The organism is Providencia rettgeri (assembly GCF_013702265.1).
GTDB lineage: Bacteria > Pseudomonadota > Gammaproteobacteria > Enterobacterales > Enterobacteriaceae > Providencia > Providencia zhijiangensis.
Genome location: NZ_CP059348.1, coordinates 728407 through 754063, shown reverse-complemented (window position 1 = coordinate 754063; position 25657 = coordinate 728407). Strand labels below are relative to the sequence as shown.

General features: G+C 45.8%; 21 protein-coding genes and 3 pseudogenes. 7 read left to right on the top strand and 17 right to left on the bottom strand.

Annotated features, from left to right (window positions below):
* Positions 1-61: 61 nt before the first annotated feature.
* From H0913_RS03350 to H0913_RS03315, 8 genes are all read right to left on the bottom strand, one after another.
* Positions 62-916: a restriction endonuclease gene (locus tag H0913_RS03350; RefSeq protein ID WP_025611289.1), complete on the bottom strand. Its 855-nt coding sequence runs from the start codon at positions 914-916 to the stop codon at positions 62-64.
* Between the two features lie 102 nt (positions 917-1018).
* Positions 1019-4258, bottom strand: a complete 3240-nt coding sequence (locus tag H0913_RS03345) for a type I restriction endonuclease subunit R (RefSeq protein WP_140133279.1) — start codon at positions 4256-4258, stop codon at positions 1019-1021.
* 14 nt (positions 4259-4272) lie between these two features.
* Complete coding sequence (locus tag H0913_RS03340) at positions 4273-5502, bottom strand: restriction endonuclease subunit S (RefSeq protein ID WP_025611181.1); 1230 nt, start codon at positions 5500-5502, stop codon at positions 4273-4275.
* A gap of 1 nt (position 5503) precedes the next feature.
* A complete protein-coding gene (locus tag H0913_RS03335; RefSeq protein ID WP_025611180.1) occupies positions 5504-8095 on the bottom strand; it encodes a type I restriction-modification system subunit M in 2592 nt (863 codons plus the stop codon).
* Positions 8096-8103: 8 nt separating this feature from the next.
* The gene (locus H0913_RS03330) at positions 8104-9054 is read right to left on the bottom strand and encodes a WYL domain-containing protein (protein WP_025611179.1); all 951 of its coding nucleotides are present in this window, start codon (positions 9052-9054) and stop codon (positions 8104-8106) included.
* A 321-nt stretch (positions 9055-9375) separates the two neighbouring features.
* Positions 9376-9675 (bottom strand): hypothetical protein, encoded by a 300-nt coding sequence (locus tag H0913_RS03325; RefSeq protein ID WP_000284112.1) that lies wholly within the window; start codon positions 9673-9675, stop codon positions 9376-9378.
* A gap of 87 nt (positions 9676-9762) precedes the next feature.
* Positions 9763-10668 carry a 3'-5' exonuclease gene (locus H0913_RS03320; protein ID WP_000196208.1) on the bottom strand — a complete coding sequence of 302 codons (906 nt, stop codon included), beginning with the start codon at positions 10666-10668 and terminating at the stop codon, positions 9763-9765.
* 382 nt (positions 10669-11050) lie between these two features.
* Positions 11051-11308 carry a hypothetical protein gene (locus H0913_RS03315; RefSeq protein ID WP_000182836.1) on the bottom strand — a complete coding sequence of 86 codons (258 nt, stop codon included), beginning with the start codon at positions 11306-11308 and terminating at the stop codon, positions 11051-11053.
* Here H0913_RS03315 and umuD point away from each other — a divergent pair.
* Both umuD and H0913_RS03305 read left to right on the top strand, forming a co-directional pair.
* On the top strand, positions 11307-11756 hold the full coding sequence (gene umuD / locus H0913_RS03310; protein ID WP_000116661.1) for a translesion error-prone DNA polymerase V autoproteolytic subunit: 450 nt from the start codon (positions 11307-11309) through the stop codon (positions 11754-11756). The two genes, H0913_RS03315 and umuD, sit on opposite strands and share 2 nt — an antisense overlap.
* Positions 11757-11763: 7 nt before the next feature.
* A pseudogene (locus tag H0913_RS03305) lies at positions 11764-11997 on the top strand (DNA polymerase V subunit UmuC); the annotation flags it as partial.
* 678 nt (positions 11998-12675) lie between these two features.
* Here H0913_RS03305 and H0913_RS03300 read toward each other — a convergent pair.
* Positions 12676-13989 (bottom strand): annotated as a pseudogene (locus tag H0913_RS03300) (DUF4158 domain-containing protein); the annotation flags it as partial.
* A gap of 470 nt (positions 13990-14459) precedes the next feature.
* Here H0913_RS03300 and sul2 point away from each other — a divergent pair.
* The 3 genes from sul2 to H0913_RS03285 are packed head-to-tail and all read left to right on the top strand — an operon-like array spanning position 14460 to position 16975.
* Positions 14460-15275, top strand: coding sequence for a sulfonamide-resistant dihydropteroate synthase Sul2 (sul2, locus tag H0913_RS03295; RefSeq protein ID WP_001043260.1), 816 nt, complete (start codon positions 14460-14462; stop codon positions 15273-15275).
* 60 nt (positions 15276-15335) lie between these two features.
* Positions 15336-16139, top strand: coding sequence for an aminoglycoside O-phosphotransferase APH(3'')-Ib (gene aph(3'')-Ib / locus H0913_RS03290; RefSeq protein WP_001082319.1), 804 nt, complete (start codon positions 15336-15338; stop codon positions 16137-16139).
* On the top strand, positions 16139-16975 hold the full coding sequence (locus H0913_RS03285; RefSeq protein WP_000480968.1) for an aminoglycoside O-phosphotransferase APH(6)-Id: 837 nt from the start codon (positions 16139-16141) through the stop codon (positions 16973-16975). Before aph(3'')-Ib ends, H0913_RS03285 begins: the two co-directional genes overlap by 1 nt.
* 106 nt (positions 16976-17081) lie before the next feature.
* Here the strand turns inward: H0913_RS03285 and H0913_RS03280 are convergent.
* The 4 genes and pseudogenes from H0913_RS03280 to H0913_RS03265 all read right to left on the bottom strand — a co-directional run.
* Positions 17082-17486 (bottom strand): annotated as a pseudogene (locus H0913_RS03280) (IS91 family transposase); the annotation flags it as partial.
* Positions 17487-17597: 111 nt separating this feature from the next.
* The gene (locus H0913_RS03275; protein WP_001255015.1) at positions 17598-17903 is read right to left on the bottom strand and encodes a LysR family transcriptional regulator; all 306 of its coding nucleotides are present in this window, start codon (positions 17901-17903) and stop codon (positions 17598-17600) included.
* Positions 17904-17930: 27 nt separating this feature from the next.
* Complete coding sequence (gene floR / locus H0913_RS03270) at positions 17931-19145, bottom strand: chloramphenicol/florfenicol efflux MFS transporter FloR (RefSeq protein WP_000214122.1); 1215 nt, start codon at positions 19143-19145, stop codon at positions 17931-17933.
* A 342-nt stretch (positions 19146-19487) separates the two neighbouring features.
* On the bottom strand, positions 19488-21236 hold the full coding sequence (locus H0913_RS03265; protein ID WP_227336996.1) for a transposase: 1749 nt from the start codon (positions 21234-21236) through the stop codon (positions 19488-19490).
* 165 nt (positions 21237-21401) lie between these two features.
* Between H0913_RS03265 and H0913_RS03260 the strand changes: the two genes are divergently transcribed.
* Positions 21402-22106 carry an IS6-like element IS1006 family transposase gene (locus H0913_RS03260; protein WP_001067784.1) on the top strand — a complete coding sequence of 235 codons (705 nt, stop codon included), beginning with the start codon at positions 21402-21404 and terminating at the stop codon, positions 22104-22106.
* Positions 22107-22190: 84 nt separating this feature from the next.
* Here the strand turns inward: H0913_RS03260 and H0913_RS03255 are convergent, their stop codons facing one another.
* Genes H0913_RS03255 through H0913_RS03245 form a run of 3 tightly spaced genes read right to left on the bottom strand, consistent with a single transcriptional unit; the run spans position 22191 to position 24168 of the window.
* Positions 22191-22628: a hypothetical protein gene (locus H0913_RS03255; RefSeq protein ID WP_000030933.1), complete on the bottom strand. Its 438-nt coding sequence runs from the start codon at positions 22626-22628 to the stop codon at positions 22191-22193.
* Positions 22629-22678: 50 nt separating this feature from the next.
* The gene (locus tag H0913_RS03250; RefSeq protein ID WP_223307992.1) at positions 22679-23458 is read right to left on the bottom strand and encodes a hypothetical protein; all 780 of its coding nucleotides are present in this window, start codon (positions 23456-23458) and stop codon (positions 22679-22681) included.
* 5 nt (positions 23459-23463) lie between these two features.
* Entirely contained in the window at positions 23464-24168 is a 705-nt protein-coding gene (locus H0913_RS03245) for an IS6-like element IS26 family transposase (protein ID WP_001067855.1), read from the bottom strand.
* Positions 24169-24297: 129 nt separating this feature from the next.
* Here H0913_RS03245 and H0913_RS03240 point away from each other — a divergent pair, with 129 nt between their 5' ends.
* A complete protein-coding gene (locus H0913_RS03240) occupies positions 24298-25113 on the top strand; it encodes an APH(3')-I family aminoglycoside O-phosphotransferase (protein WP_000018323.1) in 816 nt (271 codons plus the stop codon).
* A 136-nt stretch (positions 25114-25249) separates the two neighbouring features.
* Here H0913_RS03240 and H0913_RS03235 read toward each other — a convergent pair whose 3' ends face one another.
* Complete coding sequence (locus tag H0913_RS03235; RefSeq protein WP_001183556.1) at positions 25250-25651, bottom strand: LysR substrate-binding domain-containing protein; 402 nt, start codon at positions 25649-25651, stop codon at positions 25250-25252.
* Between the last annotated feature and the right edge of the window lie 6 nt (positions 25652-25657).

Here is a 25657-nt window from a genome sequence, read left to right as displayed (position 1 = left end):
AATCGCATATATTCAAGAACTTGAAAATGCATTTTGGAGTTCTCTTGGTGCTTATTAACAGTTAAAGGCCTAAAAACCAGCTAGGATCAACTGTTACTTTTTCAACCAACTCTGTTTTAACGCCTAAACTAAGTTCCTTAAGTTTATCGGCTAACTGATCACCATCGACCAAGTCAATCGGAGCAACGCCATCACGGTTGGCTTCTTCAATGGCAGCTTTTGTAAAGCTACCTGTAGTGATAAACATCCCACGATCAGCTCTACCAACGGTTGCGCCCCTAAAATCACGGATCTCGGGAGCCCCAACGGAACCTTTGTACTTTTTACACTGAAAAGCGATATGAAAGCTCATCAAACCGTTGATTCGGGCAATTCCTTTGCCATCGATACCACCATCACCCGTGCGGCCAGTCACTTCAACATGGATAAAACCTGATTCTCTCAATAATCTCTGTGTTAGTCGCTCAAACGCATCCGGGCTCATTTCTTCAATTAGCACATGATGCAGTTTTTCACGCCAAAGCATAGCCTCTTCTGGGGAGTCATCTGACGACAGTTCTGGAGTAGATGTCGTAGCATTAGCCTGTTCAGGCTTGCGGTCCAGAGCTCTAACAAAGTTGACAATTTCTCTGCTATCAATTTCCGGTTCCTGTCTAGCTTTATCTGTAAGTGCCCATACGCCACGAGATGAGTTTTCAAGGTATCCAGCTTTCTTCAGATAGGTTCTAGCCCAAGCTAATCGATATCCAACCTCTGTTTGGCTACTTTTTTCGGGGTTGTGCAGAACAGCCAAAGTACCCTCATCAAACTTCTCAAGCTCGACAACTTCTTCGTAAATCTCGTCGATGCTGCCTGAGCCCCCAAGGTTAACTAATGCCTTTATTAGCGGGAGCATAAGCTGATCAAATGTGACCATTATTTTCCTCCTGGATACTTTTTCGTAAAAACAGCGACCACTCTCTCACTGAGATAGCTGAATTAACCAAGTTAACAGTGCAAAGAGAATGAGATTGGCTACTCATGACTCTTCCATTACTCCATCAAGCATATCTACTACATCATTCAAGAGATCATCAGCCTGAGCAAAAATAAACTGCTTTAAAAACTGATCGATGCGAATATTGAGCTTAAAGGGCGGAATGCTTAGGCCATCTAATTTTTCAAAATAAACTTTGGCTTTTGCCTTATCAACAGTGTCTTTAAGCGCGTCAAAGCGACCGAAATTATTAAGGTTTTTCTCATTGACACTATCGTTTAATAAGCTAATAAGCTGGCTTTTATCTAAACCTAACGCATTAACAATGGCATTAATCTGGGCGTTTTCAGCATTGTCTTTGTAGGTGTTGATGTAATCTCTGAAAGTATGGCCTTCTATTAACTTTGCATCGCCACGCTGTAAATCATGTAAGAAAAGCTTGGCGTATTTTTGTTCAGCTTGCGTCAGTGAAGAAAATGACTTGTGCAGTTCGTTAAGCGTAAGTTCAATGCTGGCTTGATCATTATGCTGATTTAGCTCTTTTAAATATTTATCGAAGCGACTATTCATATAGTCGGCATCAATCTTTCCTGTGTCGATTTCCGTCAAATAGCCACTAATATCAAAAGGCACATCTCCGCCACCCGCACCACCACCATCACCTTTTGATACGAGCTCTTTATAACGCAGCGCAAGGCTCAGGTAGGTTTGTTCATTAATGGCGAGAGTAACCTCATGTTCAGTGCCATTTTCGCCTGTTGAAGCGTCCGTCGTGAATGTATAAACCGACTGCTCCCAATGTAAACCTTGTACCTTCGCGGCTTCTAGATGCTGGTTAAATACTTTAAATAGTTCAGCAAACTTTGCGCACGCCTCAACATCTTCTGGCAGCTTTTCAAAATTCGCCACACCGGCACTAATGAACAACTCGGTAATATCACCGAATAGTTCATTCATTGCTTCTAAGTTACTTTCTAGCCTATCAACAAATAACCCTATGGGTCTGTCGCCAGAGTATAGTTTTACCGCATCGTTAATATGTTGCTCCATCGTATGCGGATAACGATAGTAACGGATAACACCATGAGGCTTATCGGGGCCAAACAATCGATTGGTACGAGAGAAGGCTTGGATGATGTTTTGGTATTTAATTACCTTATCTAAATACAAGACATTCAGCCACTTGGAGTCAAAACCGGTGAGCATTTGGTCTACAACAATCAATAAATCCAACTGTTTTGTAGGATCGGTATGAATACGCTCATAAGGTTTTTTGTGAGCAAGGCGTGCGGCTAGATCTTTCTTAAATGCTGCATGACGGGCAAAATCAAAATCGTGGCCATAACGCGCATTATAGTCACGCATAATCTCATCCAGGCCATCACCTTTAAACGTTGGCCCACGGTCACCACTGCCGTCATTATCAATGTTGGGATCAAACAGTGCTGATACTTTTAAATCAGGCTTAGCAGCCTTTAACAGACGGTAATAATCAATGGCTTCAGCAATACTGTTAGTAGCCAAAATCGCATGAAACTTATAGCCTTGGCTTAGCACATCCCATTTGTGTAAAATATCTTCTACCACTTTGGCTTGGTGAGTCTCGCTTAGGTATTGACTTTTAGGTACATAATCTTCAATACCTCTGTGGTATTTACCTGTGGCGTCTTTGTAGCCAGCCATAGGCACTTCATTCATAAAATAATTAAATTTTTTCTTTTTGGCGGGATTATCCATGGCTTCCGCTACCGATTCCGCCTTAGCTTGCTCTAGGGCGACAGCCTGCCTTAAGTCACCGTCCCTAAAAGTAGGCACTTTATAGGGATCAAAGCCGAGTACGTTACCATCTCGAATACCATCAGCTATGCTGTAGCGGTGCAACTCATTGCCAAATACGGTACTGGTAGTATTGCCGTTTTTTTCATTTTCTTCTTGGATCGGAGTGCCAGTAAAACCAAAAAACAAGGCGCGGGGAAAGGTGCGTTTAATAATGATCAGCATGTCGCCAAACGTTGAACGGTGCGCCTCATCAATAATAAATACCAAGCGTTTAGCGCGGATTTTTTCAATATCTGCCGAGTTTGTTGCAGTGCCCTCATCATCCACTTCTTCAAAAATATTACTCATTTTTTGAATAGAGCTAACAATGAGGGTATCGGCTGGGGACGTGCTTTTTAGCTTGGTTACCAACACATGAGTATTTTCGGTCGCTTGGACATCTTCACCATCGCCCGCAAAATTACGATATTCCGCCAGCGACTGGGTGCCAAGTTCGATTCTGTCCATCAAAAAAATGACTTTATCGGCATCTTTTGATTGGGCAATCAGCTGTGCTGATTTAAAGCTGGTCATGGTTTTGCCGGAACCCGTGGTATGCCACACATAGCCGCCCAAGCGGTCTGGGTTATTAGCAGCGCTACCCAATTGTTGCCAGTTGGTTTTGGCTACCTTATCCGATATCGCATTGGCGGCGTAATACTGATAACTGCGCATCACTTTAAGCACACCATCGGTATCATCGGCAACGGTGTAAAAGCCAATTAACTGGTGCGCCATGGGGATGGATAACAACGTCGAGGCAATGTCTTTCCAATGGTTCATGGGCTCGTTGTTAAAATCGGCCCAATTGAATTGGTAGTCTGGATTAAATTTGCCATCTAGCCCAGGATTGGCAAAGTATTTGGCCTCATTAGGCTCCATAGCGACAAACACTTGAATGAGTGAAAATAAGCCACTAAAAATACCTTCTTTAGAATACTTCTCAATTTGGTTAACCGCTTGGCTTACCGGCACGCCACTACGTTTAAGCTCCACATGAATAACCGGCATACCGTTAATCAGTAACAGCACATCACCACGTCTGTCATTACGCAGTGGGCTACCGCGTTCAAATTTCGGCTGCTGGACGATTTGGTAACGGCTTTGGCCTGCCGCAATTTCTTGGCGGTCATAGATTTTAAGGCTGACTTCTTTGCCAAGATGCAAGGCATCGGCGGGGTTATCGCGCTTAATAGCCACGGTTTTACCGTTGATTAAACCATTAAGCTTGAGCGGGGTTTTCAGTTCTTTGATCTGCTCAATAATCTGCTGCATTTCCGTTGCCGTCAGGGGCACATCGTTTAAGCGGTCTTGCTGGCGATTATTTTCAAATAAAATGTTCGCCCAGTTTTGCAGTAAATCCGCTTCGGTTTTGTTTTTAAGTATCTCGCTTTCCCAGCCTTTATGGGTAAGCACCTCGATAAAGGCCTGCTCAAATTGTGCTTCGGTTTTAAACGTCGTCATGGTTGTGCTCCCTGCTAAACAAACATTTTGCTCAAGCAGGCTTGCTTGATGTTATTAAGTTTGATGATCTGTTGTTGGTGTTGGTTGATCAACGCATCAAGTTTTTGGAAGTAGTTGCCGATGGCGATCTGCTCTTCCTTCTTAGGGATATAAAGATATTCTTCCTCTAAAGCACTTCCTTTAATGTTTCCAATAGCTCCGTTTCCACCGGATACATTCATAGAACGAAATCGATCGTACCAATATGTATTCATTGAAGCATTTAAGAAATGAGGTACATCTGTTTCGGCTAGCAACATAAAGCCTCCATGCACTGCATCTACAGTTAAGCCGCACACTACAACATGTTTTCCAACTAAATTGCTTGAGCCATTTGCTGATGTTATTAGTATGTCGCCATTTTTAACACGGTTAATATTCACTGCATTTTTATTGACTTGGACGTCATCTTTTCTTAATTCGAATCTATCAACATTAATATTTGATGAACGCAAAACAATAATTCCATTTTCAGCGATATCATCTGGCTTGTAAGTAAGTCCTCTCCTTACTCCAGCAATGCTCTTAAATTGAACTTCCATCCACTCCCCACTAAATCCTTTAAAGCGGATTTCAGGGATCGTTTTGCCTTGCTTAGGAAACATTTTTTCCAGCATGGCATTTTTGATGTTGCTAAGCTTGTCATGCTTTTGTTGGTGTTGGTTGATTAGACCATCTAGCTGCCGGAAATAATCAGTTATAGCGCTTTGTTCGGTTATATCTGGGATTGTAATGACTCTACTTTTCCAGTCCGTAACATCGAATACTAACTTTTCAATATCGACGCCATAGGAGCTAATAAAAAAAAGCTTATGCATCTGATGGCGCTTTGAAATCACAGTCCAAAATTTGGCAGTTATTTCATCACTATCTGTTACGACAAGATACTCATTAGATACAACAGCATTGTCTAAACTCTCTGGTACAATCCCATTGGCACCATGAACAACCTGCCGCTTTGAAATTAAGTAATCACCAGATTTAATCCCAAAATAGTTTTTTACTAATATATCTTTTCCTTTTAGTGAAGCTCTAGCCACAACACCTTCGTTGCGACGCTTCACGGTCACCAATTGATATAATTCGTTATCGAGCAGCTCAACTGGGCGTCTTGTCTCAGCTAAAATACTTCCAATTTCTTTATCTTGCCAATCACCACTAAAGTTCTCGAAGCGAATGTCTGGTGCCTTCGTCTGAATGGTCATCTTAAGCGCCCTTTAATAAGCTAGTAAGCTCAGCTAAGCCTTGCAGATCAAATTCATTACCAGTGAGTTCACCCGTCATGTCTGCCAGTTCTTGTTCGGTGGTTTTAATCTCATTCGCGACTTGCGAATAGGTCACCGAGTATTTATCGGCAAGGGCTTGTACTTGGCTGGTGAGCTGAGTAATCACGGCGCTTGGCATAGCAGCAAGCTCTTGGCTTAATGGCGCGATCCATTTTAGGTGCAGCAATTCATTGACTTGCTGGTCGCTTAAACCTTCGATGGTGGTTTTCGTTTTTAAGTGCAGGGCGAATTGAGCTTCTTTGACTGCTTTTTTCAGCTTTTTCTCTTCGTCGATGAGTTTACTCGCCGCCATTATCTTGGCTTCGTAGCTTTCGGCTGCAAATTTAACTTTGCTGTCTTTTTGCTCTTTTAGGAAAGCTTTCGCCGCCTTGGCGACTTCGGCATTGGCAAAGCCGTCTTTGCTTTCTTTTACCGTGTCTTGCTCTTTGTCTTCTTCGCTTAGAGATTCGAGTATTTCCTCAAGCGCGCTGGCGATTTCGACAAGGCGGTTTTCTTGTTTTGCCAGAGCCGCTAGGTCATCGCTCAGGTATGTTTGTTGTACTAAATCAAAGGACATGATGTGGCCTTTCCAGCCGTCTTGCACTTCGGTATCTTTGCCCTTAACTTTTTTAACCACAATATTGGGGTCAACTTGTTTCGTGGCGACGAATCCTTCAGTTTGCATCATTTCTAAATCAGCACTAATCAATTGCCATTGGTTGTTCAAATATTGATAGGCCTGGTATTTGTCTATGAGTGCAATGGGCGCTAAGCGTGTGAAAAGTTCGGTGCTTAATTCAGGCTCTTGCTGGTTACGGTTAACGGCTTGCCAGCCTTGAATAAGTGTAGTGTTTAAATAGTCATCAAAACCGGCGAAAGCTTGGTTATAAGTGCTGATAAATTCGATGACTTGTGGATGCTGGGTAATGGTTGCATTAACGTCTCGTTTGGCAATGGCTAATTCACTGTAGGCGGCAGACTTGGCCACAAACAGCGCATCATGCAATTGCGGGAATGATTGCCAATATTGGTGTAACTGCGCAATTTCGCTATTTGGGATGCCGCCTAGCATAGTGGCGTGTAAATCCCAGCTTTCAGCCGCTGGTGACGAGTCTACATAACGCGGTATGTTTAAGTTGTAGCCGTTGTCGCGCAGGGTTTGTTTGCTGACTACTTGCGAAAATTTTTCGATGCTTTCGCGATTGATGACGGAATCAACAATGCGCTTGATGTCACTGGCTTGCAGTTTGTTATTTTTGCCTTCTTTAACATAGTGCTTGGAGGCATCCACAATCAATACGTCATTGTTTTCACGCTTCTGCTTAAGCACCAAAATAACGGTAGGAATACCAGTACCAAAAAAGATATTAGAAGGTAAGCCGATAATGGCATCAATGTGGTTTTGCTCAATTAATTGCTTGCGAATTTCGCCTTCTTCACCGCCACGGAACAACACGCCATGGGGCAAGACAATGGTCATAATGCCATCGGGTTTTAGATGATAAAGATCATGCAGCAAAAAGGCAAAGTCTGCTTTGGTTTTGGGCGCAAGACCAAAACGCGAATAACGTGGATCGCTGTCTTTAAAACTTGGGTCCCAGGCTTGTGAGTAAGGCGGGTTAGAGACAACCGCATCCACATATAGGGCATGATAAGTACCTTGCGGATCGTTTTCATCAAAGTATGGCCAATCGTCTTCTAAGGTGTCACCGTTACGGGTTTTGATATTGCTGGCTTTAATCCCGCGCATGATCAGGTTCATACGGGTCAAGTTATAGGTATTTGCTTTCAGTTCTTGGGCATAATAGGTAATGCTGTCTTTGCTTTTGGCGTATTTTTCGACCGCTTCACCAATATTAATCAGTAACGAACCTGAGCCCGACGTTGGGTCGTAAATCTCGATGGTGTCTTTGTGTTTTAATTCGTGGGCGATGATGTGCGACATCAGTACCGAGACTTCATGCGGCGTGTAGAACTCACCGGCTTTTTTACCGGCATTGGCGGCAAATTTCTCAATCAGGTATTCATAGATGTAACCCAGTACGTCATAGCCTTGCTTACCGTTCATTGGGATACTTTTGATTAAATGCAGTAGGTCACTAATGGCTTTAGTACGTTTACCCGCGCTTTCACCCAGTTTGCTAAGACCCGTTTCGAGTGTGGTGAAAATACCTTCAAACAATTTTTTGTAGGTAGGAGAAATCAAACGGCTAAAGGCGGATAGCGCATCGCGCACGTTAGACTCGTCAAAGTCGGACTCTGGAGCAATCCATGTTGAAAATAAGTTATCATAAGCGATGAAATAGCCTAGATTGTCTTGAATGTACTTGACCGTGTCCGCGTCTTCTTCGTTTAGGGCTTTAATGTCTTCAGGTGTCATGCCCTCTTTGGTGACAAACTGAACTAATTGGTCGCTCAGGTACTTGTAAAAAATGAAACCTAAGATGTAGTCTTTGTATTCGTTAGCTTCGATTTTTGAGCGCATCTGGTTTGCTGATTCCCAGATTTTTGCGGCTAATTGTTGCTTGTTCATGTTATTTCCTATTCTGTGACCATATCGAAACCAGGCGCAATCGCAAGGTTACCGACACCGTATAAAGTTTGATAATTTTTTAACCATAAATGAAATTCGGGTGTTTTTAGCTGAGCTGCTTTGGAGCAATCGACATTCCATTGTCTGAGTAAATAACCTGCCGTTGCCGCTCTAATCTCAATCTTTAAAACACCACCTTTCATGCCATAGTCAAGCTCAATCGCTTCGCTGTGCTCTATGCGTGGGTGCGGTACTAACTCAAGCTCTACAAAGCGATTCCATTGCCGGTCTTGGGTTTCAAGTTCAGCCTCTGACAGAATGGAATCCTCAAGCACGACCGCTGCTTTAATTCGGGTAAGCACAAAGTCACGGAACCCATTTGGCGCTCCGCTTTGGCCATGCTTGCGGTCAAAACCACGAACGTGCCAACGCAGGCCATTGTCCACCAGCGTATGCGGCACTATTTCACGCGTAGTTTCACCACTCGATAACGACACATAGGTAATGCTCAAGGCTTTGCCTTTGTGGATGGCTTCGGTGACCTTCGCCACTATCGACAAACTCGGCTTGTTAAGGTGATAAGGCGCTTCACAAGCCAATGGTGGTTTTACCTTTCCAGTAAAGCCATCTCCGTAGCCTTGGCTAATGGTTGCCAGTGTTCTGACAACGTCGTAGTCGAACAAGGGTTCAAAAGCTTCACCGCGCTTATGCAATTTGAGCTTTTGGTCATACTCAATGTTGCCTGGCGCAAGCTCTCGGTACATGGTGAAGTCTTTCGTTGCTTGTGCAGCAGCTATGCTGAACCGATCTACTAAGTCTGCCCGTACCGCTTCTCCCTTAAACAATAAGGTGAAATCGATGTGGGCAATGCGATCCCTGGTTGCTTGTGGCAACTGCGCTATCTGCGAAAGCCTATCTGGCTTCACCACTACCGTTTGTTTCAGACCATCATTTGTCATGCGTCTTGTTTATCCAATTCAACCAGATTCTTAAAACTCTGTTTATAAAGTACGGTCAGACATCGCGTAATCACATTGAATAGTGTCACTCAATGCTGCTCTTCATCCGCAATGACTAATCAATCTCTACCGGTTGAAGCTGGACAGATGGCCATAAAACACTGAATAGGCTTCAACCTAATTAATTTTATTAGGTATCATCCTATCACAAATTATTTTGTAGGGAAGACTAAGCGGCAACTTTTTGATCTGGATTGCAATTGCCGCTCAGGTATGGGCGTGAAGACCTTGTTTGGTGCCATCGATGATAGTTGCTATCAATCAATGCGCTACCCGAACCAGTGGCACCACGATGTAACTGCAATGAGATACCCCTTTGTCCGACTCTGTAGACATCAGGGCTCGTTGCTCACTCTCCCGAATGCGCCTGGCGACTTCTGCCTGGGCTGGTAGCAATGGCAGCATCCCTTCAGCAATCGCGTCCGGTGCAGACTCTTGGCCACAGGACATCAAGTGCTTCCATGGATCTTTAAGAAAGCGCTCGAACGTGATGCCAAATTCAATGATGCGGGCAGAGACGAAGATTTCGCCCCAGTATTCAATGTAGGTGTCTTGGTACATGGAAAGATTCCTCTTGTTGGTTAAACCATGAGTTCACTTTCCATTTTCCAGAGATTCTCAAATATGCAAGGCTTAACTTATAGAGAGCTACAAAGCTTTAAATCGATTGCGAGCATCTTTGTAGTCATAGTGGGCATGTTCTGAGCCACGATGGTACAAATCATCCAGGTAAGTTTGTTCCTGCGGTAACTCGTCTTCGCTGATTTCGCGCCACCAATGCTTGTTGGCACCTTTAACACCGTCATGCCAGCGGTAACCACGCTCTTTTAAATAGTCCTTTACGTCAAACGGCGCACCAAACGCACGAACTAACACAGTTCGCCTGTCCGCTTCAGACAACAAGTTTGCAACGGACTCGGGCAACAAATGGAACAACCAGGCCATCGCCAAACAATCGGTTGCAGCTCGGTGTCCTTCATAAAACCAACCTAAGCGAAGCAGCAGGTACTCAAGCTTTCGACTTTCAAAACCCAGTGCCTTCCAATCTATGCCACTGGCTGAACAGGCCCAAGATAGATGGCCTAATGCAGCAAACCGCTTTTCAAAGAAAGGACGATCAAACTGCGCATTGTGTGCAACCACCAGCGGATCATCGGATAACCAACTCGCTACCAGTGAATCATCAATGTGCTGGCCTTGCACCATATCATCGGTGATACCGGTTAACTCGGTAATCAGCTCGGGGATAGGCTTACCGGGATCTTCATACAAGCTGATCACATCAACAATCGACACAATCCGCTGAGCAGAGGGGCTGTAAAGCACCTTAACCATACCAAGCTCAATAATGGACTCGTCCTCGGCAGACAGTCCGGTTGTCTCTGTATCGAGCAGCACCATTGGCTGTTCATCACCAACCATAGGAGAAAGTTCAAGTGGCCAGGACTGCGGCTCACGCGTTAATGGAATACGCTCCAGCAATCTAAAATCTTCTGGTCTTTCTGGAATATCCGCGAGGCGCTCTAGCGGAAATGGCGCAGGGGCTCTTGTCATTGATGGTTCCTCTTCAATTCTATTGTTCGCTTTGGGTTATTTCACTGTGCCACAGGTTTCTCTAAATGCACCTTGGATACCTCAGCGTTTTTTTGATCTTTCTACTGGGTGACCCATGTATGAAGGCTTTGGCTAAGCCTTTCAGAAAGCCTTAGCTAAACCCTTTAGGTAACCCTTACCGATACCCTTTAGGTATGGCTTAGCCAACCCCTTTTCAAACGGTTGAAAAAGGCTTGAACTGAGTTCGACTGAGCATTTTAATGATGCTCCTGACTTCGCTTTAAGCCAGTAAATTCAATACGAAGCAGAATTTTACTAACTGTTTTTAAACCCTTTGCAAAGGGTTCAACAAGCCTTGTTTGACGGTTACTTGACCCATGCGTTAACCAGTAGCAGTAACAGGATCAGTAACAGAAACAAGAGCAGTAGGCAGAAGCAGTATTGTCCAAGCCTTGCAGGCTTTGACGAGGGCGAGCAATCCCCACATCAAGCTTTTCAACACAAAAAAGAAATCACCCACGACACAACGTCTTACTCGAACAACTACAGTTTTACCTACAATTTTACTTGTAGAAATCAGCATAGCATCAGATACTGTATAAACAAACAGTATTAATTCTATTTTTTCGAGGTTCGTCATGAGTGTCTCGCTGATAGGCCGTAGCGGCGCACTTGCCTTCATCAAAGCCAAGCGCCTTCGTATTCCATTGTTCATGGAACGTGTTTCTGCTGGTTTTCCCTCACCAGCGCAGGATTATGTTGAGCAAACGCTCGACCTCAACGAGCTGTGCATCAAGCGACCGGCTGCAACGTTCTTTGTGCGTGTTGAAGGTGATTCAATGATTGATGCTGGGATTCACCCAGATGATATTTTGGTGGTTGATCGTTCTGTTCAAGCAGAACACGGTGACATTGTCATCGCTGGCATCCATGGAGAACTCACGGTAAAGGAGCTTCAACTAAGGCCGTGCGTCAAGCTGATCCCAAGAAACCAGGCGTATGAGCCCATTCATATTCCTGAAGGGGCAGAGTTAGAGATATTTGGTGTGGTCACCAATGTGGTGCGAAACATGCGCCGTAAGTCGTGACTGTCCCATGCCTGTATTTGCCTTGGTGGACTGCAACAACTTTTACGCCAGTTGTGAGAAGCTGTTTCGTCCTGATTTAAAAGATACGCCGGTTGTGGTGCTGTCCAACAATGACGGCTGCGTGGTTGCACGCTCGCGTGAAGCTAAGTTACTCGGTATTAAAATGGGCGTACCCGTCTTTCAGATCAAAGCCGAAATGCAGCGCCATGGCATTTTGGCATTCTCCTCTAACTATGCGCTTACAGTTGGGAAATACTTTAGACATCACATGTTGTAATGTTTCAGGTTGTATAAATTAGACGTCGAGATGAGGGGTGGTTACAATTTTTACTATTGGTTAAGAAATATCTTGAAAAAGTAGATGTATGAACGCGTAACCCCCTGGGGGAAGGCTTAGCAGTGTGAATAACGGATGATTTAGGTGTTAATGTGATTGAACAAAATAGGTCGTTTCCAGATGACTTCGGCTTTGACTATTGTCTTATGTGGATTAGTACGGAGAAATATCCCTCATTTATAAGTAGGCCACACCCTGACAGTGGCGAGATCATCCATGACGTTAGGGACAACTCAAAACCATTTGCTCATAAACTTCCAATTTTAATAGACCCCGATGGTATCAATGTGGTGCCAGTGAATCTATATCTTCACTCTTTGTTGGCAGATCCAGATATATCCTCCGATAAGACGATTCAATCCCATGCAGTTGCGTTATTGAGCTTCTATCGGTGGTTGAGCACGGAAATCCCCGAACATACACACCCAAGGACTGGCCTTCTGGTTGATGAAAAACCTCCGTTAACAATATATGACTGCACCGAGAAGGTAGAGGAAAGTCCAATCGTGAGATATCGAGACTATTTATTGGAAAACCTTTATACCAAGGATGAAACTGGAAAAGTCGGTGGTTCTCCAAGTACAGCCTCTTCAGTGGTCCACCGAATGCGATTTCCGTCTGCATCTGTTGAAGTTGGGCGACGACGGCTTCTGAGCCTTTACCGGCCTCACATTCAAGGCACAAGAACACCTGCCTTAACAGTTGCTCCAGGAGATTGCATTGTTCATCGTAATGTTGCCACTGGTACTCTTCCACGGTCCGTTTCTGTTTTTTCAGGTAAAGGCAGAGGGTCTGGATATCCCTGTCATTCATGACCTTCAATGCCTGTTGTCTGACTACTGAGAAGGGTTGATTATCATCAATGTTCTCATCCACAAACAGATGCAGTAACTCTGCCGCTTTCGTGACATTGTCCGCGGCTGACTGCCAGGACAGGAACACTGCTTGTTGTGCAAAGGTGTTGGCAGCTTCTTGTTGCTTGCGGATATGGTAAATGAACCCATCAGTTAACCGTTCCAGTGCCAGTTGTATCCGCTCTGTCAGGTGACATAGCAACCATAGATGCTGCTGTGCGCGTTTGAATCGTTTGAGTTTACTACCGTAATAGTTGATGAGCTCACCGAAGTGTTGTCGATTTTTAAGAGACAGATTAAGCCCATCGATAACGCCATTGATTTGCGTGCGCCATGGCGCTAACTGATGATAAAGGGCAAGCTCTTTTTTAAGTTCAGGTACGGTCAGACTTTTTGCACCGCCTCTGAGCTGGTTCAGGCTTAGTCCGTCATCAATGGCTGTTATGCTGTCCAGAAAGACGTGAAGTTCAGGACTGGTGAGTTGATTAAGTTGGTGCGCCAGGTCTTTTCTGACCTGCTGCATCGCTCTGCTTATCAGTCTCTGGAGTACGGTGTACCTAGGGATAGCAATGCTGTGACTGGTTAGGAATTCAATAGCAGTATCAAAGAGGTAACGCGGCTCCAGCCAGGCATTGCACACCTGAACAAGGTGGTCGAAAAGAGAATTGAAGTGCTGACTTTCGTCCCATTTGTGATAACCAGCAAGGTCTAATACTTTTGCGTAGAGTCGATCTTTTTGTTTTTGTGAGGGAGTGAATGGTCTGAGCCCCTTGCCGCCAAGCAGCTCTTTACTGATGAACATTAAATCCTTAGAAACCTGCGAGTAAGCGATATCTAGGATGACGGGCTTTGATTTGAAGTATCCCAAAATCGCGACAAAGTAACATCTATGAGCTCTGAGACGAATTGACCGAAAAACTGCCAATTCCGCATCGTTCAGAGAAAAGTACAGACGTTGTTCTTCGATTGAAAAAATGGGTGGGGAATAAAGATCTGCCTGTTCTGCTCTCGTGAGAATAGTAATTTCGTTTTTGATGGCCATATCAGGGCTGTTCCGTATTAAATGTACGATATTTACCTAATTTGCCACACTTATAAGTAGTAACCCACCTCCGCAGCCATTTATTGGTGTGGTCTACAGAGGATTAAGTCTTTTTAGAGGGGAAAATCCCTAGAACCCCATCTCCAAACATATCAAGCGTGTCTGTATCCCACTCTATTGTAAACAAGACATTTTTATCTTTTATATTCAATGGCTTATTTTCCTGCTAATTGGTAATACCATGAAAAATACCATGCTCAGAAAAGGCTTAACAATATTTTGAAAAATTGCCTACTGAGCGCTGCCGCACAGCTCCATAGGCCGCTTTCCTGGCTTTGCTTCCAGATGTATGCTATTCTGCTCCTGCAGCTAATGGATCACCGCAAACAGGTTACTCGCCTGGGGATTCCCTTTCGACCCGAGCATCCGTATGAGACTCATGCTCGATTATTATTATTATAGAAGCCCCCATGAATAAATCGCTCATCATTTTCGGCATCGTCAACATAACCTCGGACAGTTTCTCCGATGGAGGCCGGTATCTGGCGCCAGACGCAGCCATTGCGCAGGCGCGTAAGCTGATGGCCGAGGGGGCAGATGTGATCGACCTCGGTCCGGCATCCAGCAATCCCGACGCCGCGCCTGTTTCGTCCGACACAGAAATCGCGCGTATCGCGCCGGTGCTGGACGCGCTCAAGGCAGATGGCATTCCCGTCTCGCTCGACAGTTATCAACCCGCGACGCAAGCCTATGCCTTGTCGCGTGGTGTGGCCTATCTCAATGATATTCGCGGTTTTCCAGACGCTGCGTTCTATCCGCAATTGGCGAAATCATCTGCCAAACTCGTCGTTATGCATTCGGTGCAAGACGGGCAGGCAGATCGGCGCGAGGCACCCGCTGGCGACATCATGGATCACATTGCGGCGTTCTTTGACGCGCGCATCGCGGCGCTGACGGGTGCCGGTATCAAACGCAACCGCCTTGTCCTTGATCCCGGCATGGGGTTTTTTCTGGGGGCTGCTCCCGAAACCTCGCTCTCGGTGCTGGCGCGGTTCGATGAATTGCGGCTGCGCTTCGATTTGCCGGTGCTTCTGTCTGTTTCGCGCAAATCCTTTCTGCGCGCGCTCACAGGCCGTGGTCCGGGGGATGTCGGGGCCGCGACACTCGCTGCAGAGCTTGCCGCCGCCGCAGGTGGAGCTGACTTCATCCGCACACACGAGCCGCGCCCCTTGCGCGACGGGCTGGCGGTATTGGCGGCGCTGAAAGAAACCGCAAGAATTCGTTAACTGCACATTCGGGATATTTCTCTATATTCGCGCTTCATCAGAAAACTGAAGGAACCTCCATTGAATCGAACTAATATTTTTTTTGGTGAATCGCATTCTGACTGGTTGCCTGTCAGAGGCGGAGAATCTGGTGATTTTGTTTTTCGACGTGGTGACGGGCATGCCTTCGCGAAAATCGCACCTGCTTCCCGCCGCGGTGAGCTCGCTGGAGAGCGTGACCGCCTCATTTGGCTCAAAGGTCGAGGTGTGGCTTGCCCCGAGGTCATCAACTGGCAGGAGGAACAGGAGGGTGCATGCTTGGTGATAACGGCAATTCCGGGAGTACCGGCGGCTGATCTGTCTGGAGCGGATTTGCTCAAAGCGTGGCCGTCAATGGGGCAGCAACTTGGCGCTGTTCACAGCCTATCGGTTGATCAATGTCCGTTTGAGCGCAGGCTGTCGCGAATGTTCGGACGCGCCGTTGATGTGGTGTCCCGCAATGCCGTCAATCCCGACTTCTTACCGGACGAGGACAAGAGTACGCCGCAGCTCGATCTTTTGGCTCGTGTCGAACGAGAGCTACCGGTGCGGCTCGACCAAGAGCGCACCGATATGGTTGTTTGCCATGGTGATCCCTGCATGCCGAACTTCATGGTGGACCCTAAAACTCTTCAATGCACGGGTCTGATCGACCTTGGGCGGCTCGGAACAGCAGATCGCTATGCCGATTTGGCACTCATGATTGCTAACGCCGAAGAGAACTGGGCAGCGCCAGATGAAGCAGAGCGCGCCTTCGCTGTCCTATTCAATGTATTGGGGATCGAAGCCCCCGACCGCGAACGCCTTGCCTTCTATCTGCGATTGGACCCTCTGACTTGGGGTTGATGTTCATGCCGCCTGTTTTTCCTGCTCATTGGCACGTTTCGCAACCTGTTCTCATTGCGGACACCTTTTCCAGCCTCGTTTGGAAAGTTTCATTGCCAGACGGGACTCCTGCAATCGTCAAGGGATTGAAACCTATAGAAGACATTGCTGATGAACTGCGCGGGGCCGACTATCTGGTATGGCGCAATGGGAGGGGAGCAGTCCGGTTGCTCGGTCGTGAGAACAATCTGATGTTGCTCGAATATGCCGGGGAGCGAATGCTCTCTCACATCGTTGCCGAGCACGGCGACTACCAGGCGACCGAAATTGCAGCGGAACTAATGGCGAAGCTGTATGCCGCATCTGAGGAACCCCTGCCTTCTGCCCTTCTCCCGATCCGGGATCGCTTTGCAGCTTTGTTTCAGCGGGCGCGCGATGATCAAAACGCAGGTTGTCAAACTGACTACGTCCACGCGGCGATTATAGCCGATCAAATGATGAGCAATGCCTCGGAACTGCGTGGGCTACATGGCGATCTGCATCATGAAAACATCATGTTCTCCAGTCGCGGCTGGCTGGTGATAGATCCCGTCGGTCTGGTCGGTGAAGTGGGCTTTGGCGCCGCCAATATGTTCTACGATCCGGCTGACAGAGACGACCTTTGTCTCGATCCTAGACGCATTGCACAGATGGCGGACGCATTCTCTCGTGCGCTGGACGTCGATCCGCGTCGCCTGCTCGACCAGGCGTACGCTTATGGGTGCCTTTCCGCAGCTTGGAACGCGGATGGAGAAGAGGAGCAACGCGATCTAGCTATCGCGGCCGCGATCAAGCAGGTGCGACAGACGTCATACTAGATATCAAGCGACTTCTCCTATCCCCTGGGAACACATCAATCTCACCGGAGAATATCGCTGGCCAAAGCCTTAGCGTAGGATTCCGCCCCTTCCCGCAAACGACCCCAAACAGGAAACGCAGCTGAAACGGGAAGCTCAACACCCACTGACGCATGGGTTGTTCAGGCAGTACTTCATCAACCAGCAAGGCGGCACTTTCGGCCATCCGCCGCGCCCCACAGCTCGGGCAGAAACCGCGACGCTTACAGCTGAAAGCGACCAGGTGCTCGGCGTGGCAAGACTCGCAGCGAACCCGTAGAAAGCCATGCTCCAGCCGCCCGCATTGGAGAAATTCTTCAAATTCCCGTTGCACATAGCCCGGCAATTCCTTTCCCTGCTCTGCCATAAGCGCAGCGAATGCCGGGTAATACTCGTCAACGATCTGATAGAGAAGGGTTTGCTCGGGTCGGTGGCTCTGGTAACGACCAGTATCCCGATCCCGGCTGGCCGTCCTGGCCGCCACATGAGGCATGTTCCGCGTCCTTGCAATACTGTGTTTACATACAGTCTATCGCTTAGCGGAAAGTTCTTTTACCCTCAGCCGAAATGCCTGCCGTTGCTAGACATTGCCAGCCAGTGCCCGTCACTCCGCGGTCTTCACTGCGTGATCGAGTTGATCGACACCCGCCGTGACACGCTCCATGAAGTGCCTGCCTGCGTCTGTTAGCCGAACGCCCCGCGCATGGCGCTCAAATAGCAGGACACCAAGGTTATCCTCCAGCGCTTTCACACGCGCGCTGACGCTCGACTGGCTGATACCAAGTGCCTTGGCCGCATGCCGAAAATTCAGATGCTCGGCGACGGCGATGAACTGAACAAGGGAAATGAGCGGTATCCTGCCAGACAGGATACCGACATTCACGAGGTTTCGATGGTTAGTGCGCCGCATCGGAGCGGGCCTGCTACCAGTCGTCGGTTAGACGACTGGCGACTTCTCGGTGGCAGCCCCACGGAGCCGAAGGAGCACCAGCCCCAACGAAACCAGTACCGCCATCGCCGTGGCGTAACAGATCACGGGCCACGCTGTGTCACCGTTTAAAAGTGCCACCGCCAATGTCCCGACAATGCTGACTATCAGGCTTTGAACGCAGAAGTAGAACGCGACCGCTGATCCCGCGATGTCGTCGAACTCTGCCAAAGCGCCGTTCGCGGTAACGGACACCGTGAAGACAATACCGACCGCGACAACCCACATCGGTAGGATGAAGGTGAGGAATGACGGCGAGCCGTAAAGTTCGCCGATCCCCAACAGGACCGCTCCGCAAACAAGCAACGCCATCCCACGCGCCACGCATCCTGCGATGCCCCATCTGGCGACAAAGGACTTCGCGAAACGGGTTGTCACGATCATTACAAGCGCGACAGTGGCGAAGGCAAAGCTGAATCCGATCTCGGAATATTCCGCTTGGCCTATGAGCACACGGGGAGCCGTCGAGAAGAAGACGAAGTAGGTGCCCATACCGGCGCTAAAGCCGACAGTGTAAACCCAAAAAGCCGGACTCGCGAAGATCGGCAAGACAGATCGGCGCGTCTTGACTTGATCCAGAGGGCGGGTTTCGTGCCACCTGAAACCCGCATTTAGGAGTGCGAGCATCGCCAGTATAGCCAAAGTAATGAATATCGCCTGCCATCCCAAGAACTCGCCGATCAATACTCCGGCGATAGGGCCGAGCGCAGGCACGAACGCCAGCATCGAACTGAAAAGGCCGTAGATGACGACACCCTCAGGACGGTTGGCATAAACGTCGCGAACCGTCGCGAACGTCGCCACCAGCATGGCCGACGCGCCCACTGCTTGAAGTAGACGGAAAGCGACAAAGGCCGGTGCAGTTGAAGACCAAGCTGCTCCCAGAGACGCAATGACGAAAGCCGTTGCGCCCGCAAGTAGAATTGGCCGTCGCCCGATTCTGTCTGAGAGCGGACCAAAAATCACCTGGCCCACGCCGAGCATCACCATATAGAGGCTCAACGTGAGTTGGATCATAGCGGGCGTCGTGTTCAGGATGCCGGGCATCGCTGGAACGACAGGGAGATAAATATCCATCGCCAGTGAAGCGAGGATGTCGAAAGGAGCCATCAGCAGCAGTGCTGCCGGCAGCGTATAGGCCCACGCGGGGCGTGTGGTGGTCATGACGAATCAACCCTCGATTAAGGAATACCGGGCGACGTCTGCTCGTCAGCAATCAGATGAGACTAGCCTTACAGAGCGCCGCAACAACAATACTGGTTGTTGCGGCTTACTTGTCTGCTGACTTGGAATTTCCCATCTGATTACTCCACGCTTACGAATATGAATTGCTACATTTTATCCGATTATCTTTTGCTTCGCAATGGGGTTTTGCGCCCATTTCACCCAAACTTCCCACCAATCATAATTATCTAATTGAATTTAAAATAAAAAAGCATTCATTTAGACAGAATAAAACGAATACTTTTTTTTATCTTCACTTACGCGATTGATAACGTTTTAGTATCAAATCTCGTCATCATCACTTAGTAAGTCGACATCGTCTAAAAGGTTATTTAAATTTGTGATAGCTGCCTTATCTTCAAACGAATAATTACCGCCTAGCAGGATGTGCCCCCATGCTACTGGTGACAGATTAGTCAGAATATCAATGGCTTTTTGATTATTTTCTTTTTCGAATTTATCAACTAAGCCTGATAATAGTGCTGAATTATAGTAAATAACGCAATTTGCTATTAATCTTGCACAGTCATTCCATTGATCTATTTGATAATCATCCCCACCTCGGAATTGATTTCCATTAACAGATGCAATGGCTCTTCTCAACTGATGATAAGCTTCCCCTCTGTTCAGGGCCTGCTGAACAAATTGTCTTAGCGTTTTATTATCAACATAATCGAGAATGTAAATGCATTTGATGATTCGATCATATTCTCTAAGTGCAGCTAATGTCTTATTATTACGTTTTGAATTAGATAATTTTTTTATTACTGTACTTTGCACTGTTGTTTTTCGACTTAAAGAACAAATAATGTGCTGTATGCATTCCCATTCTTGCATAATGAGATTAAAGTTAAACTGTTTTTTAAGCCTAATCATTAATTGCTCATCTTCCAGTTCCACTTCAAACAAACCATCAAATATTTTTTTGAATTTTGCATAACGTGGGGAAAATTGATACCCAAATATATCCAATATTGCAAAATTGACGTTATTGATACCATGATTATCTGTTGCGAGTGATTTTGGTTGTATTTCACTGGCATTATTGTACAACAGGTCAAATGCAAAATGACCTTCATACTCGTTAGGTGAAATGATCGTCGTTGCTAATGGAACATGATTAGATACAAGAGTCATTGCGGAAACCCCTTTTCCCTTTCTAAAGTATTTAGCTGAAAAACGTGCTTTGAATGTATTGATTCGGCAAGTATGCTTTTGCCCATCTACACTTCCAAATGGTGATTTTTCGTTTATCGTCCAATAGTTAAAAATAGAAAGGTCAGCAATAGCATCCGAGATGACTGTATTGGCTTTTTCAGTCGTATCTGGTCGAATAAACATATCATTGACGTCACGTAGTATGCCAATACTTCGGTCTGACGCAGACGCTATTCGGTGAACTCCATAGTTTGCACCGTTACCAAAGATACAAGCAAGAAGATCATTATTATCGGCTTCTAGAGTGTTTTTTCTGGATGAGACAGCATTAAAAACAGACAAAAAACCCGTTTCATTGTTCACAAACTTCATGATATCAATTATTCCAGTGTTTTTTATTTGCCGGTAAATCGGATTATCAATGCTGGTCTTCCACTTTTTACTGGCTAAACTCCATTGTAACCGATTTGACTGTGGCTGCTTTTTGACAAAGTCATTCGCATCTGAATTTATGTTGAGGCTAACATGACTCAGCTTTGTATTAAAATCTATATCTAAATTAGCTAAAGTCTGCTCTATTGGGCTAATCAGTCGTTCAAGCCCTGTTTTTTCTATCAAACTTGATTTATTCTCATTCCATTCCCTAAGCTCTATTAAATCATCTTCTAGTCGTTTATTTTGCTCACTTTCTGACGAGTAAAAAAGGCCATTTTCTAGATTATTGGATACCCGATTGTACATATGGAACTCGAAGCGTTGCGAATTAACAATGCCTTCCTTCACAATGTAGTTTTTCTCAGATGGGTATATTACTCTTAGATCTTTAGTATCGAGCTTACCCTTACCCTTAAGATCATTCCTACTTGTAGTCATCTGCTGTCCAATAACCGACGTTTCTTTGTCATAGACAATATCAATAGCCATAAAAAGCTTTCTGATTGAATTTGCGACCTTAAGGTGATGACTATCAATATATGGCACTGTTGCAAATAACCACGAATGGTAAGCTGAAGACTGTTTTAGCTAAAGGTGCAGCATATGAATCCTTTCCATGGTCGGCATTTTCAGGGCGAAATCATTCTTTGGGCTGTGCGCTGGTATTGTAAATATGGCATTAGCTATCGTGAACTGCAGGAAATGCTGGCCGAACGGGGTGTGAATGTTGATCACACGACTATTTACCGTTGGGTTCAACGTTATGCTCCTGAAATAGAAAAACGTTTACGCTGGTATTGGCGTAATCCTACAGATCTGAGCTCGTGGCATATTGATGAAACCTATGTAAAAGTGAATGGACGATGGTCTTATCTGTATCGTGCAGTCGATCAACGTGGCGATACCATTGATTTTTATCTTTCTTCTAGACGTAATACCAAATCAGCATATTGTTTTCTTGGAAAAATTTTAAATAATGTGAAGAAGTGGCAAATTCCACAAGTGATCAACACGGATAAAGCACCCACATATGGACGTGCTTTATCACGGTTAAAACGGGAAGGTAAATGTCCACCAGACCTTGAGCACAGGCAGATTAAGTATAAAAATAACGTGATTGAATGTGATCATGGCAAGCTAAAGCGGATCATCAGGGCCACATTAGGATTCAAATCTATGAAGACGGCTTATGCCACAATTAAAGGTATTGAAGTCATGCGTGCACTACGTAAAGGACAAGCATCGTCATTTTATTATGGTCAGCCTCAGGGTGAAGTGTGTCTAATCAACAGGGTTTTCGGTCTCTAAGTACTTTTTAAAGGGAACATCATCGACTCAAATCTCTATTTGCAACAGTGCCAAAAAAACCAACTTCAAGTTGGTTTTTCTTTTTTAATCATCAGTGGCGACCTTAACACCATATCCAATTAAACCTGCAAGGCTAGCATAGGCTATTTTGGCATAAATCGAACCCCACCAGACCGTAATTTTACTGGCACCAAATTCCCGAACCGTTTGCCCCATAAAATTAGTGGTTTCATAGAAATTTTTAGCAGAATAACCTAACGCAATATGATCAAGGACAGGGAATAAACTAAAAGCTAAACCTACTGCTGCTGCGGGGAAAGTAAACTCTCTTGATAGACCGAATTTTCCAGTAATAAATACAAGCGATACCACGATAATTAATCTAATGATAGTCCATAGCATCACTGTGAAAGGCAAGTTAAAGATGCCTGCTCCCTGCCACGCAAGACCGCAAACAACTAACACGATAAAGCCTACAACTATCAGGAATAATACAAATTTATCATGATCATCTTTACTCATTAAAAAGTCTTTTATGGTTTGTTATTTTCACTTGCTTATGCCAGGTGAAGTTAGATTCTAGGTGTATTTCTAGGGGTAGTATTAAGATTGCTTTGCAGCTTCATCTTGTGATTAGGAGCATTCAAATTTTCTTCCGGTGCAGTAATCTTTTGCTTCAATAACTGCTCACGGTACTCGCTATAAACTTCAGTTTTATTGCGGGCAGTAAAACGGTGTGCGCTCTGATCTTTAAACTCTGTGAAGTACCGATCTGAATACTTAACAGAAAGTTTTTCAAATGGAATCTCATATTCCATATCATTGATTCGAGCTTTAATCATTGGTTTATCTTTCATCTTGTAGGCATCAAGAACCTTTAATTCTGTTCCCTTCTCAAAGGTTTCTTTCTTAAAGAATCCAGTCTTGATCTGTAACCCTTCCTCAAGTTTGAGAAGCTCACCTTTTGCAATTTTCATACCTCTAATGCTACCGATCTCATCACCTAAAATAGATTTAGATTTAAGATTCGCACGAACCTCGGTAACAATTTCTTCCTTCGTGAATGTACGATTCTCTGAAGTTAAAGCATGTATCTTCGAGTTAATTCCGTATATCTCCCGCTTATCTTCAATATGGTGGCGGTGATCTTGCAGATATGCTTTGATCAATTTTTCTTGCTTGTCTACTAAAGTGAAGTCTGTAGAAAATTCTTTCTTTTCTGATCGTCCTAGAACTTTTTTGAAGTTTTCAAAAGGTGTAACTTCTTTTTCAACAGGATTGTAATTCTGATCATATGAGATTTTCGGCACTGTTGCAAAGTTAGCGATGAGGCAGCCTTTTGTCTTATTCAAAGGCCTTACATTTCAAAAACTCTGCTTACCAGGCGCATTTCGCCCAGGGGATCACCATAATAAAATGCTGAGGCCTGGCCTTTGCGTAGTGCACGCATCACCTCAATACCTTTGATGGTGGCGTAAGCCGTCTTCATGGATTTAAATCCCAGCGTGGCGCCGATTATCCGTTTCAGTTTGCCATGATCGCATTCAATCACGTTGTTCCGGTACTTAATCTGTCGGTGTTCAACGTCAGACGGGCACCGGCCTTCGCGTTTGAGCAGAGCAAGCGCGCGACCATAGGCGGGCGCTTTATCCGTGTTGATGAATCGCGGGATCTGCCACTTCTTCACGTTGTTGAGGATTTTACCCAGAAACCGGTATGCAGCTTTGCTGTTACGACGGGAGGAGAGATAAAAATCGACAGTGCGGCCCCGGCTGTCGACGGCCCGGTACAGATACGCCCAGCGGCCATTGACCTTCACGTAGGTTTCATCCATGTGCCACGGGCAAAGATCGGAAGGGTTACGCCAGTACCAGCGCAGCCGTTTTTCCATTTCAGGCGCATAACGCTGAACCCAGCGGTAAATCGTGGAGTGATCGACATTCACTCCGCGTTCAGCCAGCATCTCCTGCAGCTCACGGTAACTGATGCCGTATTTGCAGTACCAGCGTACGGCCCACAGAATGATGTCACGCTGAAAATGCCGGCCTTTGAATGGGTTCATGTGCAGCTCCATCAGCAAAAGGGGATGATAAGTTTATCACCACCGACTATTTGCAACAGTGCCGATAAAAATATATCATCATGAACAATAAAACTGTCTGCTTACATAAACAGTAATACAAGGGGTGTTATGAGCCATATTCAACGGGAAACGTCTTGCTCGAGGCCGCGATTAAATTCCAACCTGGATGCTGATTTATATGGGTATAGATGGGCTCGCGATAATGTCGGGCAATCAGGTGCGACAATCTATCGATTGTATGGGAAGCCCGATGCGCCAGAGTTGTTTCTGAAACATGGCAAAGGTAGCGTTGCCAATGATGTTACAGATGAGATGGTCAGACTAAACTGGCTGACGGCATTTATGCCTCTTCCGACCATCAAGCATTTTATCCGTACTCCTGATGATGCATGGTTACTCACCACTGCGATCCCCGGGAAAACAGCATTCCAGGTATTAGAAGAATATCCTGATTCAGGTGAAAATATTGTTGATGCGCTGGCAGCGTTCCTGCGCCGGTTGCATTCGATTCCTGTTTGTAATTGTCCTTTTAACAGCGATCGCGCATTTCGTCTCGCTCAGGCGCAATCACGAATGAATAACGGTTTGGTTGATGCGAGTGATTTTGATGACGAGCGTAATGGCTGGCCTGTTGAACAAGTCTGGAAAGAAATGCATAAGCTTTTGCCATTCTCACCGGATTCAGTCGTCACTCATGGTGATTTCTCACTTGATAACCTTATTTTTGACGAGGGGAAATTAATAGGTTGTATTGATGTTGGACGAGTCGGAATCGCAGACCGATACCAGGATCTTGCCATCCTATGGAACTGCCTCGGTGAGTTTTCTCCTTCATTACAGAAACGGCTTTTTCAAAAATATGGTATTGATAATCCTGATATGAATAAATTGCAGTTTCATTTGATGCTCGATGAGTTTTTCTAATCAGAATTGGTTAATTGGTTGTAACACTGGCAGAGCATTACGCTGACTTGACGGGACGGCGCTTCCCTACCCTCATGGCCGCCTCCCAGGAATCGACCCAGGTGCTTATCGTGGACATAATCCTTTACTCATAAATTTATCTTATTCCATTATTGTACCTGTCACGCAAAACTTGCAGAAAAGCCATAAACGCAGGAGAATCCTGTCGGCGGTGAGGATAATAAATATGGTAGCCGTCAAAATATGGACACCACTCGGTCAGAACAGCAATCAGCTTGCCGCTTTTGATATATCCATCTGCAACATACTCGGGAATATAGGCAATCCCCAGCCCGTCTAATGCTGCATCGAGCTGATGAATCGTGCTGTTCGCAATATATTGCCCTTTGACTTTCAGACTGAATTTCTGAGCATCTTTCTCGAATTCCCAGGCGTACAATCCACTCGTATCAGAATAGCGGACGTTAATGCAGTTGTGGTTCAAAAGATCCTGCGGCTTCCTGGGCTTAGCATAACGCTTAAAATGGCACTGTTGCAAAGTTAG

What these genes read in the sequence shown, in the direction of transcription:
- H0913_RS03320 (WP_000196208.1), bottom strand. Translation starts at nt 10,668, where the DNA reads ATGACAAGAGCCCCTGCGCCATTTCCGCTAGAGCGCCTCGCGGATATT.
- H0913_RS03240 (WP_000018323.1), top strand. Translation starts at nt 24,298, where the DNA reads ATGAGCCATATTCAACGGGAAACGTCTTGCTCGAGGCCGCGATTAAAT.
- H0913_RS03315 (WP_000182836.1), bottom strand. Translation starts at nt 11,308, where the DNA reads ATGACGAACCTCGAAAAAATAGAATTAATACTGTTTGTTTATACAGTA.
- umuD (WP_000116661.1), top strand. Translation starts at nt 11,307, where the DNA reads ATGAGTGTCTCGCTGATAGGCCGTAGCGGCGCACTTGCCTTCATCAAA.
- H0913_RS03265 (WP_227336996.1), bottom strand. Translation starts at nt 21,236, where the DNA reads ATGACTACAAGTAGGAATGATCTTAAGGGTAAGGGTAAGCTCGATACT.
- H0913_RS03350 (WP_025611289.1), bottom strand. Translation starts at nt 916, where the DNA reads ATGGTCACATTTGATCAGCTTATGCTCCCGCTAATAAAGGCATTAGTT.
- H0913_RS03285 (WP_000480968.1), top strand. Translation starts at nt 16,139, where the DNA reads ATGTTCATGCCGCCTGTTTTTCCTGCTCATTGGCACGTTTCGCAACCT.
- H0913_RS03275 (WP_001255015.1), bottom strand. Translation starts at nt 17,903, where the DNA reads ATGCGGCGCACTAACCATCGAAACCTCGTGAATGTCGGTATCCTGTCT.
- H0913_RS03335 (WP_025611180.1), bottom strand. Translation starts at nt 8,095, where the DNA reads ATGAACAAGCAACAATTAGCCGCAAAAATCTGGGAATCAGCAAACCAG.
- sul2 (WP_001043260.1), top strand. Translation starts at nt 14,460, where the DNA reads ATGAATAAATCGCTCATCATTTTCGGCATCGTCAACATAACCTCGGAC.
- H0913_RS03260 (WP_001067784.1), top strand. Translation starts at nt 21,402, where the DNA reads ATGAATCCTTTCCATGGTCGGCATTTTCAGGGCGAAATCATTCTTTGG.
- floR (WP_000214122.1), bottom strand. Translation starts at nt 19,145, where the DNA reads ATGACCACCACACGCCCCGCGTGGGCCTATACGCTGCCGGCAGCACTG.
- H0913_RS03330 (WP_025611179.1), bottom strand. Translation starts at nt 9,054, where the DNA reads ATGACAAATGATGGTCTGAAACAAACGGTAGTGGTGAAGCCAGATAGG.
- H0913_RS03325 (WP_000284112.1), bottom strand. Translation starts at nt 9,675, where the DNA reads ATGTACCAAGACACCTACATTGAATACTGGGGCGAAATCTTCGTCTCT.
- H0913_RS03345 (WP_140133279.1), bottom strand. Translation starts at nt 4,258, where the DNA reads ATGACGACGTTTAAAACCGAAGCACAATTTGAGCAGGCCTTTATCGAG.
- H0913_RS03255 (WP_000030933.1), bottom strand. Translation starts at nt 22,628, where the DNA reads ATGAGTAAAGATGATCATGATAAATTTGTATTATTCCTGATAGTTGTA.
- H0913_RS03340 (WP_025611181.1), bottom strand. Translation starts at nt 5,502, where the DNA reads ATGACCATTCAGACGAAGGCACCAGACATTCGCTTCGAGAACTTTAGT.
- H0913_RS03245 (WP_001067855.1), bottom strand. Translation starts at nt 24,168, where the DNA reads ATGAACCCATTCAAAGGCCGGCATTTTCAGCGTGACATCATTCTGTGG.